Raw genomic sequence first — 13,010 nt, 5'->3', positions numbered from 1 at the left:
CTCATCCATTGGCGAGTCCCATCTGAATCTCCCAGAGCGCGGGCCCCGTGGCGTCGGCGTTGCGTGACCACGTTCCGAGCACGTCAAAAGTGGCTCGCACTTCCCGCGGTGAAACGAGGCTACTGAGGTGCCAGGTCGTCCCGCTGCGCTGCGCGAGCCACCGCGCCGACGGGGGTGCGGATGCCTCGAAGTATCGGGGAGTGAACGCGAACCCAGCAGCATCGGTGAAGGTCGGTGGCCTTGGTTCCGCGAGAGGCTGAGTTCTGCCGCCCTCCAGAAGCAGCCAGGACTCGTCACGCCCGCACCGGCACATCACGGATGTGTCAGCGAACGTGCCGCTGACGACGGCGCCGATGAGCTTAGGAGTCACTTTCAGCGCTCCGAGTTCTGAGTTCTCGTCCCAACCCAACGTGGCGGTTCCCTTCGGGGTCGCTTCAACGACAGACTCCGCGAGAAGCGTGAAGCTGAGCTGCTGCCCCTCCGCGAGGATCTCCGTCACACCCTCGGGGCACGGCCAGCGCCTCACCTCGAACGGAAAACCGTTCGCGGGGACCCGGTCCTCCTTGCCTCCGAGCGACAGCGCAACCATCCGGCTCTCATTCTCAGTGGGGAGGAGAAGGTCAGGCTCGCCACCGAGTAGATAGTGATTCGGCGCAAGATCTCGGTCTAGCGGCAGTCCGCGGACGAAACGCGCCCGGGGAATGAGAGTCGGGGCGACTCCAAGCGCCCGCAGCCCCGGCTCGTCGCTCAATGCCTTCTGAAGCGCAGCATCCTCGGTGAACCTGACGCCCTCGAACAGGACGAAACCCGGGAGAAGCGGTCTCGCCCCCTGCCTACGCGTCGCCCATCCCGACTCGGCAGCCGCACCAAGCACGCGGGAGACTGCCGATGATTCTGCGCCCTTTGCGGCAATCACATGGGTCTCGTAAGGGGTGATGCCTGTCGTTGACGACCACGCCCCGGTGTCGGCGTCACGGGAGAAGATGACCACTTCTGCCTTCGGAAACTCAGCAGCGTACTCACTGCCCCGTAGGCGGAGACCGTGCGTAATGTTGTCGATGGTCACGAAGGGGGCATCGCCGGCGGCGTAGTAGCGTGAGGGCGGATTGGGGACGAGCGTGACAGGTTTGTCCGCCGCTGTCAGGCCGCCGAGCGTGATGGGCCCCGAGCCCGCGTCCTGAAGCGGGAACAGCCACCCTGTAGTCCATTCCTCGAGGTCGATGCCCAGCCGCACAGCGATGCGCCGGCGGCCATCCTTTGTGATCACCTGACCGTCCCATGCAGCCGCGCACGCCAAAACCACCGCGGCAATCAGTCCTTTCGTGTCTGCGCCACGAAGCGCGTCCATAAACGTGTCGCCCAGCCTGTTCGAGCTGGCGGAGGTCCAGACTTCCAGAGCCCTCAGCATCGAGTTCTCATCGGGGAGTCCGGACTCGCTGATGCTGAGCGCGGCAAAGAACCGCGTCAGCTCGGCGCGGTCGTTCCTAGTGAGAAGGGCCTGCGACTGCGGGTATCCGATTCGCGTGAGACGTTCGTGCGTTCGGATCGTTGATACGCCGACACGACCGGCCTGCTCGTGAATCCACTCGTCGAGGGCGCACCACATTTCGACGACGTCGAGGAAAGCGCTCCCTTCGACCTCTGCCTTCAGCTGAGCTACGCGCGACGCACCCGCAGCGGGCTCGATCGATTCGGCAAGGCGCCGGTAGTAGTTCGTGGAACGCACCTCCCCGTCCGAGCGCATACGGGTGGCCGCGAGCACAGTCATCGCCAGCACCGGAAGAACAGGAGGCGGCAATGCGCGGTCACCGCGCTGCCATATTCGGCGATTGCCCGCTACCCGACCGAAGTAGGAAAGCGGCGCACGCGAGCTCGCGTCGCGGACGGCCTGCGCCAGGTCACCGGCCGGGTCCTCTAGATCTGGGGCAATCTTTCGTAATTCGTCGTCATCGATGAACAGTACGAGGGCCCCGTCCTGCGGCACCAAGAAGTAGTCGGCAAGCGCCTCTTGCCACCAAAGGTAGCGCTCGTTCGTCATCGGCAGGTCCCCATTCAACACACAATACTCATGAGCACCGCCAACAGAACGTTAAAAGTGGAAGGCGGTCGATCGCCCTTGAGGAGACCGCGTGCCCGCAGTGACAATCGAGTCGCCGATAGCTCAGCCCGACACCGGCACGCGAGGAGCGGTAGCGAAGTCGCACCACTGGCCGCCGAAAGCGAGCCATCAGCTCGCCAGAGAGGCACGCCGTCGAATCGCCGACAGAGGCAGCAAGCTTTGGTTGGCATCGCGCTCGAGGCTTCACGCCGCGGGTACAGAAGTCGGTGTGACCATCGTCTCGCGTTCGGTCCAGAGTCGGTGCGGCCGGATATCTTCTATACGAAGCCCGGCGCGCAGTGTTCGTAGTGGATTGCCTTTGGTTTCTCGGGGGCGTGGTGCGGCGCGAAGCCACGCCTCAACACGGGCTACTGGGAAGTGAGGCTTGCACGTAACCGCGAGCGAGACCTGCAGGATGCCAGCGGTGCTCGGGACACGGCACGAGGATGTCAAGGTTCGGGAGCGCGAGGGATGCCGAAGTCGCATTTGACCGTGTCTCGGACGCCATCGGCACACATTCCGCTATCGGTGGGGAATCAGCGGTGCGGGGCCGCTGACCTGCTCTCCATCGTCCGCAGCGCGCCACGACGATTCTGCAATTTCGACGGTGTTCACGTCGCCGTCGTCCGCCTTGGTGATCCGGAGGCTGACCATCTCACCCGGTTGAGGCACAGGCACTCCAAATTCTTCGGCGGCCCGCCGGTGCAGCGCGTAGTCGCCCCCAAGGATCACGTATCCCTCGGGGCGCAGGAGGCTGCGCGCACCGCCGTTCTCGCGTACGCGCTTCATGAAGTCGTCTTGCTGCGCCACTGTCGCAACAGCACTCCGGCCGATTCGGCGACGCACGATACGGCGGAACAGCTCGTTCACGCGAGCTTGCCCTGACAGACCCCTCTTGAAGATTGCAGCGAGATCATCCGGATCGGCTTGAAGTAGCACGTTGGGCGGAAGGTCACCGTGGCGGTGAAGCCAGCGCACAGCATCACGTCCAGCTTGGTTCAGGCCGACCTTGGCGTCGCGGTTCGCTCCCGATCTCAAATGTTCGGGCGATGCGCGAACCACACCGACCGCAAACTCACTCGCGGAGTCGTTGACATAACCAACGAAGAGCAGCTCGCCGACGGCCTCGGGCGGAATCATCCATGCATTCATAGTTTGCGAGAACTTACAGTCTACGTCGTGACCAGCGATTCGATAGTCGAGCCCGACACCTTCATCGATAACGTCGTCGAACTCACGACGAAGATTGATCTCGAACAGAGTCCCGAAATGGGTGCGTTCGGTCTTGTGAAGCTGATTCCACGAGTACCGACCGGTACGCTGCCCGTCGTACAGCTGATCAAGTGTCTTCCGCATCATCTGCGCGATCCGTGCTCCGTCGGAATCGGCTCGCTCGAATGCTCGGTACACCTGCACAAGAGCCATATCGGATTCGTAAGCGACCGGATCGTAGGACCAGTCTCCTGGTAGCTGATCAGACAAGTTCAACTGACTCGGTTGCGGTGTTGGGCTACGAACTCGTGGCGCAGGTGATCTGCTTGGCCAGTGAACCCCTTGAACGCGCCAAGTCGGTATCGAGTCTTGCCTGAGCGATCCTCAAGGACCTCTAGTTCAAAGTCGTGGGCGAGTGCCGCCAGCTTCCGTTCGACGGCTGCGCTGCTTCCTTCGTTGTGCGCCTTCACGAGGTCCTCAAACGTGAGCGCGCCGGACGCGCTAGCAAGTGCGCGGTAGACGGAGTCGTGTAGATCCACCTCACGACCAATGTCGTCGCGAGCTGGTCCCTCGTGGTTGACGGCTGCGATGATGCTCCGCCCGACTGATTCCGCGACCGGTGGCGGAAAAGCATTGCCGATCTGGCGGTATTGAGATGTCTTTCGACCGCTGAACACCCAGTTGTCCTCCGCCGTCCAACCTTGGACTCGCGCCGCCATCGCGATTGTCAGGCGCGGATGCCACTCGTGGGGCGACGGTGCATCGCGCGCGGGTGCTGCGTCTGCGATCCCACGCCCATCTACGTGCAACTTGGCCCACCCGAGCTTTGCCCGAGACGGGCCAAGGTCTGCGCCTCCATGCTTCTTGCTGCCACCCACTAGCGTCGGACCAATCCCATTAGCCAGCGATCTCCATGCGGCAGCGCCTTTCCAACCGTTGGATGCCATGAGCTCATAGAGCGATTCGCCAACTGTCGTGGTCTCGCTACCGTCGGTGTCTGGAAAACGGAAGTACGCGTGGTCCTCAGGCCGCATTGCGACAAGAACAAAGCGAGGTCGCAGCTGCGGGACTCCGTAGTCTGACGCGTGAAGAAGCTTCCACTCACCGACGTACCCGTACTCGTCGAGGCGATCGATAATTCGTTGCCGGTATGCCGAGAACCTGGGAGCCGAGAGCCCGCGCACGTTCTCCAGCATGACTGCTCGCGGCCGCATCACTCCGACCTGCTCGATTGCCCATGCGAAGAGATCACGCTCATCGGACGAACCGAGCTGCTTGCCGGCGATCGAGAAGGGAGGGCAAGGCACACCGCCCGCAAGCAAGGTCACGCCGCTGTAGTCCTGCGGATCCCACACCTCGGGGTTGGCAGCATCGCCGACCGCAACGGGACCATCCAGATTCGCGCGGAGCGTCTCCGCCGCGGTTGCGTCGATCTCCACCGCAAGCGAATGAGTGAATCCTGCCTTGTGGAGGCCGAGTGACTGCCCACCAGCGCCAGCGCAGATCTCCACTACTGTATGCACCCGCGACTCATTTCTGTCCACACTGTCGATAGTACGAGTCAACGGGGACACTGGGCACGAGGCTATGGCAAGTTGCCGTGTCCTCTTGAACACGGCCCCTCGCCGAAACCCCCACAGCCCACTCAGGTACCCGCCCGGGCGCTACATTCGGGGTGTGGGGAGCGAGGCAAGTGTTCTCACCAACGCCAGTTGGCAGCGTAGTTCGCCATCGACCCGCATCCGCCACCAGGCGCGTTGACGCCAGCTGGAGTAACGGGTGCCGGTCATGGTGTTCGCCGAGAGCTGGCTGCGTTCGAAGCAGCCGCCAATGTCGTCGAAGCCGTTGAGTTAGATGACGCTCGAGCGGGCGTGGAAGAGCAACGTCGCGCCCCCTGGGCGGGCAGGGATACGTGGCCGATCCGGCACCCGAGGTTCAGGATTGGGTGTCGGAGCTCTCGACGATGTAGCCGCGCACAGTCGTTCTCACGCGCTGAGGTTGCTCGCCGACTTCCTCGACGTCGCGATGGATGATCGCGCCTTGCAACCAATCCAGCGCGAACCTTCCGGAATCTCCGCCGGACGGGGCCGGGCTAGTGCCGCGTCTTCCTCTCCCCCGACCAGGTCGCAACGCCGACGGCATGCTCAACGCACCCGACGAGGGTGCTGAAGTTCGCCTACACCGGTGTGTACTGGTGCGAAGCGACGAGAGTGCTTGTGCGCAGCGCGAACCGGCTACGCAAGCGCTTCGTCATCGAGCAGAATGCGGTGAGGATCGGCGACACGAGCCACGTCAGCACACCGAAGACGCAAGAGAAGCGCTCGGTTCCCTACCCCGATCGCCTCCCTCCGATGATCGAGCAGGCGTGCTCTGGCAGGAGCCCACAACGGTTGCTCTTCGTCTATGGCGTGCATCACTTGCGCAACTCGGCAGCCAGGGTTGGTTCGCGAACGCGGTGAAGCGCGCAAGCGAACGATCCCTCGATCCATCGACAACCCCTCACGACCTCAACCAAGCGTTGGCGTCGCTCGTAATCAGCCCCGGCGCGAGCGTGAAGGCCGTGCAGCGGATGCTCGGGCACGAGTCCGCGGCGATGACCCTCGACACCTATGCCGACCTCTTCAACGACGATCTGGATGCCGTCACGGCACAACTCAACGCCCAGATGCCGCTCGTCGCGCTGCCGGCGGGTCCGCAGACGCGCTACGAATTGCCGACCCGACCGTAGAGAGCAGATTGCTCAAATTCTCGTCGAACTCCACGCCGCACGAAACGAGCCAACTCAGTGTTCGGGGACGCCGGATGTAGCGCTCTGACGGGCTCTGTTTCCATTCACAGCGTCTACAAATGCGGGCAAAACGCGGGCAAAAGGCGATCCTGAGAGGTCCGACCACGGAAGAAATGCCTGGTCAGGAGCAAAAAGACGCGGTGCCCCTGGAGGGATTCGAACCCCCGACCCGCTCCTTAGGACGGAGTGGCTCTTCCACTGAGCTACAGAGGCTGGCGCGTCGATTCTACCCGGGCGGCGCCGCGGCACCGGCCCCGCCGCCCCCATCCAGCGCCCACCGCAGGTACGGGGCGAGGTGTGCGGAGTAGGCGACGGTCAGATGCGTCTGGTCATAGCGGATGGGCAGCGCCCCCGCGAACGCCGGGCACACGCCCTGCCAGCAGGTGAAGGCCAGGGCATCCACGACGCGATCACCGGACGAGGCCACCGCGGCGGTCGTCGCCACCTGCATGTCGCGCCAGGTCGGCGTGATGCTCGTCGCACAGGCGTAGGGCGAGCCGAGGCGCGTGTAGCAATTGCCGAGCGGGGCGCCCTCCGGCGGAGCCTCGAGATAGACGATGCGCCCCGGCATCCCGTAGCGTGCCATCTCCGCGGCCTCGGCGGCGGTGAGCTCCGCCGCGCTGAGGTCGCGCCCGTCGGCGGTGCGGCCCAGCGTGTACGCGTTCGAGACGAGCACCGTCTCGGGCTGGTCGGCCGCGATCATCGCCGCGACGTCGTTCTTCCGCTGCGTGCAGGCCTGCATCACCGCGGGGTCGTCGTTCTGCACCAAGACGTCCGTGAACCGGCATCCGTAGAGCCCCACGGTGGTGACGCGGATCGCACCCCCGCTCTCCTCGGCGAGCGCCTTCAGCGCCGGCGCGTAGGCCATCGCCGTCGAGTCGCCCACGAGGTAGAGGTGGCGCGGCGCGGCGCCGCTCCCCCACGTGCACGCCGCGGCATCCGGCAGCGGCGTCGGCGCGAAGCAGTCGTGCGCCGGGTTGGCCCCCGACGACTGGGCCATCACCTCATCGAGCGACGGATGCAGCTCCGGCCAGGTCGTCGCCGACACCGCGGCGGCCAGGTCTGCCTGCAGCGCAGCCGTCGGGTCGTCGATCGCGGGCGCCGCCTGGGCCGCGTCGGCACTCGGCGGAACCGGACGCGGCTGCTGCACCTGCACGGCGAGCACGAGCAGCAGCGCCGCGGCGACCAGCCCCGCGGTCGCGAGCGGCACCTGCGTGCGGAACCGCTCCCGCCAGGCCACCATCGGAGCAACGCTCGCCACCGGCCCGGCGGCCTCGAGGACCGGCGGTGTCGGAGCGACGGGGTCCGGCTCCGGAAGCCGCTCCTCGACGATCGCCTCGACGACGGATGCCGGCGGCACCGCCTCCGCGTCCGGCGCGGCAGCCTCGGCCACCATGCGCGCGCCGCCCGGGTAGTAGCGGGTGCCCGGCTGCCACCCCGCGGGCCGGCGCGTCGCGATCTCGGGGGTGCGCGGAGCGGGGGCAGCCGGCGCCACTCGACCGGCCGTCGCCGGCGCGGCATCCAGTCCCACGTCCGGCGCCGCGTCAGCGTCCGCGCCCGCATCCGCCACGGGAACCCGGCCGCCCAGGAACGGCGCGTAGCGCAGCGGCTGCTCCACGATCGCGTACGACGCGAAGCCCACCACGGCGACGATCGCGAGGGTGAGCGGCAGCGACCAGGGCGACGCCGGAAGCAGGGCGGCGGCGAACACGACCACGGGGAAATGCCACAGATAGAGCGAGTACGAGGCGTTGCCGACGACGACCGCCAGCGGGTTCGTCCACGGGAACAGCGCCCGCGGCGATGCGGCGACGCCGCCGGCGAGCGCCAGCGCGGTCGCGGCCGTCGGTGCGGCAGCCCACGGTCCGGGAAAGCCCACAGTCGCGGGGTCGATGAGCAGGAGCGATGCGACGACACCGGCGACGCCGATCCAGGCCAGCAGGGCCGCGGCGGCCGCGGGAATCCGACGCAGCACCGGCACCCCGGCGGCGAGCAGGGCGCCCAGAGCGAACTCCCACGCCCGGGTCGCTGTCGAGAAGTACGCCGCCGTCGGCGCCGACGCCCCCTGCAGCAGCGCCCAGCCGAAGGATGCCGCGATCACGACGACCGCCCACGCCGCCACCACCGTGGCGACCGCCCGCCCGCGGCGCGCGACGGCGGGCACGAACAGCAGCGACACGATGAGAAGGCCGGGCCATACGAGGTAGAACTGCTCCTCGACCGACAGCGACCAGAAGTTCTGCAGCGGCGACACGGCATCGCCCGCATGGAAGTAGTCGGTGCCCTGCTGCGTGAACCGCCAGTTCGACACCAGCAGCAGCGCCGAGACACCGTCCCACAGCACCTGTTCGGCCCGCGCACGACCGAAGAGGGCGAACGCGGCACCGATGACCGCCCCGACCGTGACGAGCGCGGCCGGCAGCAGCCGCCGGGCGCGCCGGCCGTAGAAGCGCGCCAAGCGGATGCGGCCCGTCGCCCGCTGCTCGCGCAGCAGCATCCCGGTGATGAGGAAGCCGGAGATCACGAAGAACACGTCGACACCGGCGAACCCGCCCCGCGGCCAGCCGGCGGCGTGCGCGCCGATGACGGCCAGCACGGCGAGCGCGCGCAGACCTTGGATGTCGCGACGTAGAGGCACGGAGGAGACCGGGGACGGGAAGAGGGGCTGGACTCAGCCTAAGGGAGCGCTCCCACTGCGACGGCGCAGGACCGCGATCCGCCGCTCGACAACGCTCAACGTCGCTCGGCGGGATTGGCGACGATCGAACGCCGCCCGACGGCGAACCACACGATCGGACCCATGAGCGGGAACATCAGTGTGACGAGGATCCAGAGCGTCTTCTCCAAGCTCGTCGCCGCCGACGAGGCGATGCTGACGACGGCCGCGATGAACAACGCGATGCCCGCGAGCACCGCGATCAGGATCAGGACGTGCCAGCCGGAGATCACCATGCCCCCAGCATGCCCGACACGGCGACGGAACTCACGGGGTCGGCCCGACATCCCGCAGTCTCACCGTGCGAGATCGGCGGCGGTGTCGGCGAGCGCACCGAGCACGCGGCGGACCGCCGCGCGGGCGAGAGCGTCGGGACGAGCGAGCACGTCGACGTGGCGCACCAGCGCGAGCCCGGCGACCGGGCGCAGCACCATGCCCTCCGTCGCGAGGGCCCGGGCGGTGTAGCGCGGCATGATCGCGATCGCCGCGCCCGCACGCACGATCTGGGCTGCGACGAAGAACTCGTTGACCCGGTGACCGATCACGGGAGGCTCGCCGCCGACGGCGGCGATGGCATGGAGTACCCCGGCCAGCGGGAAACCGTCATGGGTCGAGATCCACGTCTGACCGCGCAGCTCCGCGGGGGTGATCGCGTCTCGGGCCGCCAACGGATGGGCCGCGGGAAGGGCGACGTCGAGGGGCTCGGCGAACAGCGGCGTGACCCGCACCCGCTCGCGCGGCCAGGGCGGATCGTGGGCGAGCCGGTGCGCGATCACCAGATCGTGATCGGCGGTGAGACCGGCGAAGTCCTCCCGTGCGACATCCGCGTCGGCGAATGCGACGGCATCGCCGCCGACCGCGGCCAGCAGCGGTCCGAACAGGGCGACGCCCGCGCTGTGGAACGCCGAGACGCGCACCGGCGTCCGGTCGAGCGCCAGGTAGGCGCCGACGCTCTCCCGCGCGCGCACCAGGGCTTCCTCCACCGGCATCCCCGCTGCGGCCAGCGCGCGCCCGGCATCCGTGAGCACGAGCGTGCGCCCCTGCTTCACGGTGAGCGGCACCGGGACGTCCGCCTGCAGGATCGCCAGCTGCTGCGACACGGCCGACGCACTGACGTGCAGCGCGGCGGCGACCGCGGTCACGCTCCCCCGGTCGCCGAGCTCGCGCAGCAGCCGCAGCCGCATCGGATCCATAAGCAATCTCTAACACATCGATGAAGACATTGCCCGATGTTCTTCACGCCGGATGCTGCCACTCTGACTCCATGACACGGCGCGCCGACCTCCTCGTCGACCTCGCCCTCCTCGCCGTCGCCGTCGTGTGGGGCGCGAGCTTCCTCGCCGCCAAGGACCTCATCGCCGTCACCGGCGTCCCGAGCGCCAACGCGCTGCGCTTCCTCGTCGCCGCGGCGGGCGCCGGCATCCTGTGCCTGCTCGCGCGACAGCGCCTGCCCCGCGGACGCGGCCTGCTCATCGCCGTGATCCTCGGCATCTCGCAGGCCGCGATCATCGGCCTGGAGACCTGGGGAGTGAGCCTGACCTCGGCGACCAATGCGGGCCTGCTCATCAGCCTGGCCCTCGTGATGACGCCGGCGCTCGAGGGGATCGTCTCGCGGGTCTGGCTGCCGCGCTCCTACTTCGTCGCGGCCGTCGCCGCCGTCGTCGGCGTCGCTCTGCTCGTCTCCGGCGACGGCATCCGCCCACCCACCGCCGGTGACCTGCTCGTCATCGCGGCCGCCGTGGTCCGCGCCGTGCACGTCACCGCGAGCGGCCACCTCACGCGCTCACGCGCCGACGGCTCGCTCGGCGTCGTGTTCGTGCAGCTGGTCGTCGGCAGCGCCGTGTTCACCCTCCTCGCGGGCCCGGCGCTGCCCCGCGCGGTCGGCGCGCTGGATGCCGCGGCCGTCGCCGACGTCGTCTTCCTCGGTCTGCTCTGCTCGGTCTTCGCGTTCGTCGTGCAGCTGTGGGCGGTGCGGCGCACCTCCGCCGCGCGGGCGAGCATGCTCATGGGCACCGAGCCGGTGTGGGCGCTCGTCGTGGGCGTGACCCTCGGCGGGGAGGCGATCGGGGTCGTCGGCATCGGCGGCGCGGCCCTCATCGTCGCCGCCAGCTACGCGGGTCAGGCGATCGAGCGCCGCCACCGCCTCGGTCGCCGCGAGGCGGCGGGTGAGCCGCACCGCACCGCCCGAGCGGTCAGTGGAACAGACGGCGCCACACGTTGGTCTCGGCGAGGTCGATCAGCTCGTCGCCCCGACCCGACAGCACCGTCCGCAGCGCCCACAGCGAGAACCCCTTCGCCTGAGCGAGCGTGATCGCGGGCGGGATCGCGAGCTCCTGCCGGGCGGTGACCACGTCGATCAGCACCGGCCCGTCGACGGCGAGGGCCTGCGCGACGGTGCCGCGCAGCTCGCTCGCCTTCTCGACGCGGATGCCGGTGATGCCCATCGCCTCCGCGATCGCCGCGAAGCTCGGGTTCTCGAGCCCGGTGCCGAAGTTCACGATGCCGGCGGCCTTCATCTCCAGCTCGACGAAGTTCAGCGAGGAGTTGTTGAAGACCACGATCTTCACCGGCAGGTCGTTCTGGCGGATCGACAGCAGATCGCCCAGCAGCATCGCGAGGCCGCCGTCCCCGGCGAGCGCGATCACCTGACGCGAACGGTCGACACCCTGCGCTCCGAGCGCCTGCGGCATGGCGTTGGCCATCGACCCGTGGGCGAAGGAACCGATGAGCCGCCGGCGCCCGTTCATGCGCAGATAGCGCGCGGCCCAGATCACGGGGCTTCCGACATCGGCCGTGAACACGGCATCCTCGGCGGCGAGCTCGTCGATGACGCGGGCGACGTACTCGGGCCGCACGGGCGCCTTGCCGTCGTCGATGGCGAGATCGTCCAGCCGCTCGCGGGTCTTGCGGTAGTGCGCGACGCTCTCATCGAGGTGCGACGAGGAGCGGTCCCGCTGCAGCAGCGGCAGCAGCGCGTTCGCCGTCTCCTTCACCCCGCCGACGACGCCGACGTCGATGGGCGTGCGCCGCCCCAGCTGCTCGCCGCGGACGTCCACCTGGATGACCGTCGCCTTCGACGGGTAGAACTGCCGGTACGGGAAATCGGTGCCGAGCATCAGGAGCGTGTCGCACGACTCCATCGCCTTGTAGCCCGAGGCGAAGCCCAGCAGTCCCGTCATGCCGACGTCGTGCGGGTTGTCCCACTCGATGTGCTCCTTGCCGCGCAGGGCGTGCACGATCGGCGCCTGGAGCGCCTCGGCGAGGGCGAGCACCTCGTCGTGCGCGCCGGCGACACCCGATCCGGCGAGGATCGTCACCTTCTTCGCGTCGTTGAGCACCGTCGCGGCGGCGGCCAGGGCGGATGCCGCGGGCAGCACGGTCGAGCCCGTCGCCCGGATCGGGGCGGTGGGACGGCGGTCGGGCGCGTCGGCGAAGAACACGTCGCCGGGGACGACCACCACCGCGACCCCGCGCTTCTCGACCGCGGTGCGCATCGCGATCTCCAGCACCCACGGCAGCTGGGACGGGTCGGCGACGAGCTCGGTGTAGACGCTGCATTCGCGGAACAGCTCCTGCGGGTGCGTCTCCTGGAAGTAGGTGCTGCCGATCTCGGCCGAAGGGATGTGGGATGCGATCGCCAGCAGCGGCACGCGGTTGCGGTTCGCGTCGAACAGGCCGTTGATGAAGTGCAGGTTGCCCGGACCGCACGAGCCCGCGACCACGGCGAGCTCGCCGGTGAGCTCGGCCTCGGCGCCGGCGGCGAAGGCCGCGGCTTCCTCGTGGCGCATGTGCATCCAGCGGATCGCGTCGCCGGCGCTGTCGCGGCGCAGCGCGTCGGTGAACGCGTTGAGCGAGTCGCCGGGGAGCCCCCAGATGCGGGTGACGCCGGCACGCTTGAGAGTCTCGATGAAGAAGTCCGCAACATTCGCCATGCCCTCGACGCTACGCCGCTTGTCGGCACGGCGGGCCTCGACGTCGGTCGAAACGTGCGCGCCCGCTGGGACGTCACCGCCGCCCGGTCGTTGAGCGAGGGCCCCAGGCCCGAGTCGAAACGCCTCACCCCCGCCACCCGCGCGTCACCGCCTCCCGGTCGTTGAGCGAGGGCCCCAGGCCCGAGTCGAAACGCCCCACCCCCGCCACCCGCACGTCACCGCCGCCCGGTCGTTGAGCGAGGGCCCCAGGCCCGAGTCGAAACG

The 13,010-nt window shown here is 68.3% G+C and carries 9 protein-coding genes and 1 tRNA gene; 2 read left to right on the top strand and 8 right to left on the bottom strand.

Annotated elements, in window-relative coordinates; genetic code table 11:
- Position 1 precedes the first annotated feature (1 nt).
- The 3 genes from MHO01S_RS07405 to MHO01S_RS16280 form a co-directional block, all read right to left on the bottom strand.
- The gene (locus MHO01S_RS07405) at positions 2-2,038 is read right to left on the bottom strand and encodes a hypothetical protein (protein WP_061782083.1); all 2,037 of its coding nucleotides are present in this window, start codon (positions 2,036-2,038) and stop codon (positions 2-4) included.
- A gap of 582 nt (positions 2,039-2,620) precedes the next feature.
- The gene (locus tag MHO01S_RS07400) at positions 2,621-3,523 is read right to left on the bottom strand and encodes a NaeI family type II restriction endonuclease (protein ID WP_060960107.1); all 903 of its coding nucleotides are present in this window, start codon (positions 3,521-3,523) and stop codon (positions 2,621-2,623) included.
- A 59-nt stretch (positions 3,524-3,582) separates the two neighbouring features.
- Positions 3,583-4,854 carry a DNA cytosine methyltransferase gene (locus MHO01S_RS16280; RefSeq protein ID WP_218016048.1) on the bottom strand — a complete coding sequence of 424 codons (1,272 nt, stop codon included), beginning with the start codon at positions 4,852-4,854 and terminating at the stop codon, positions 3,583-3,585.
- A gap of 821 nt (positions 4,855-5,675) precedes the next feature.
- Between MHO01S_RS16280 and MHO01S_RS16735 the strand changes: the two genes are divergently transcribed.
- Complete coding sequence (locus tag MHO01S_RS16735; RefSeq protein ID WP_174524668.1) at positions 5,676-6,038, top strand: tyrosine-type recombinase/integrase; 363 nt, start codon at positions 5,676-5,678, stop codon at positions 6,036-6,038.
- A 201-nt stretch (positions 6,039-6,239) separates the two neighbouring features.
- On the opposite strand, the gene MHO01S_RS07390 is transcribed toward MHO01S_RS16735, so the two are convergent.
- The 4 genes from MHO01S_RS07390 to MHO01S_RS07375 all read right to left on the bottom strand — a co-directional run bounded on the left by MHO01S_RS07390 (position 6,240) and on the right by MHO01S_RS07375 (position 10,007).
- Positions 6,240-6,311, bottom strand: a tRNA-Arg gene (locus tag MHO01S_RS07390).
- 13 nt (positions 6,312-6,324) lie between these two features.
- Positions 6,325-8,736, bottom strand: a complete 2,412-nt coding sequence (locus MHO01S_RS07385; RefSeq protein ID WP_061782081.1) for an acyltransferase family protein — start codon at positions 8,734-8,736, stop codon at positions 6,325-6,327.
- Positions 8,737-8,831: 95 nt separating this feature from the next.
- Positions 8,832-9,050 (bottom strand): PLDc N-terminal domain-containing protein, encoded by a 219-nt coding sequence (locus tag MHO01S_RS07380; protein WP_060960109.1) that lies wholly within the window; start codon positions 9,048-9,050, stop codon positions 8,832-8,834.
- A 60-nt stretch (positions 9,051-9,110) separates the two neighbouring features.
- On the bottom strand, positions 9,111-10,007 hold the full coding sequence (locus tag MHO01S_RS07375; RefSeq protein WP_060960110.1) for a LysR family transcriptional regulator: 897 nt from the start codon (positions 10,005-10,007) through the stop codon (positions 9,111-9,113).
- Positions 10,008-10,078: 71 nt separating this feature from the next.
- Between MHO01S_RS07375 and MHO01S_RS07370 the strand changes: the two genes are divergently transcribed.
- Complete coding sequence (locus MHO01S_RS07370; RefSeq protein ID WP_232784009.1) at positions 10,079-11,125, top strand: DMT family transporter; 1,047 nt, start codon at positions 10,079-10,081, stop codon at positions 11,123-11,125.
- On the opposite strand, the gene poxB is transcribed toward MHO01S_RS07370, so the two are convergent.
- The gene (gene poxB / locus MHO01S_RS07365; protein ID WP_060960111.1) at positions 11,007-12,746 is read right to left on the bottom strand and encodes a ubiquinone-dependent pyruvate dehydrogenase; all 1,740 of its coding nucleotides are present in this window, start codon (positions 12,744-12,746) and stop codon (positions 11,007-11,009) included. The two genes, MHO01S_RS07370 and poxB, sit on opposite strands and share 119 nt — an antisense overlap.
- Between the last annotated feature and the right edge of the window lie 264 nt (positions 12,747-13,010).

This window comes from Microbacterium hominis NBRC 15708, from assembly GCF_001592125.1.
In the GTDB taxonomy this organism is placed as follows: domain Bacteria; phylum Actinomycetota; class Actinomycetes; order Actinomycetales; family Microbacteriaceae; genus Microbacterium; species Microbacterium hominis.
Note: the sequence above shows the minus strand (reverse complement) of the source record. Positions and strands in the feature narration are given on the sequence as shown.

Excerpts from the sequence above, each read along its gene's own strand:
- MHO01S_RS07405 (WP_061782083.1), bottom strand. The coding sequence starts at position 2,038 with ATGACGAACGAGCGCTACCTTTGGTGGCAAGAGGCGCTTGCCGACTAC.
- MHO01S_RS07400 (WP_060960107.1), bottom strand. The coding sequence starts at position 3,523 with ATGGCTCTTGTGCAGGTGTACCGAGCATTCGAGCGAGCCGATTCCGAC.
- MHO01S_RS07380 (WP_060960109.1), bottom strand. The coding sequence starts at position 9,050 with ATGGTGATCTCCGGCTGGCACGTCCTGATCCTGATCGCGGTGCTCGCG.
- MHO01S_RS07375 (WP_060960110.1), bottom strand. The coding sequence starts at position 10,007 with ATGGATCCGATGCGGCTGCGGCTGCTGCGCGAGCTCGGCGACCGGGGG.
- MHO01S_RS07370 (WP_232784009.1), top strand. The coding sequence starts at position 10,079 with ATGACACGGCGCGCCGACCTCCTCGTCGACCTCGCCCTCCTCGCCGTC.
- poxB (WP_060960111.1), bottom strand. The coding sequence starts at position 12,746 with ATGGCGAATGTTGCGGACTTCTTCATCGAGACTCTCAAGCGTGCCGGC.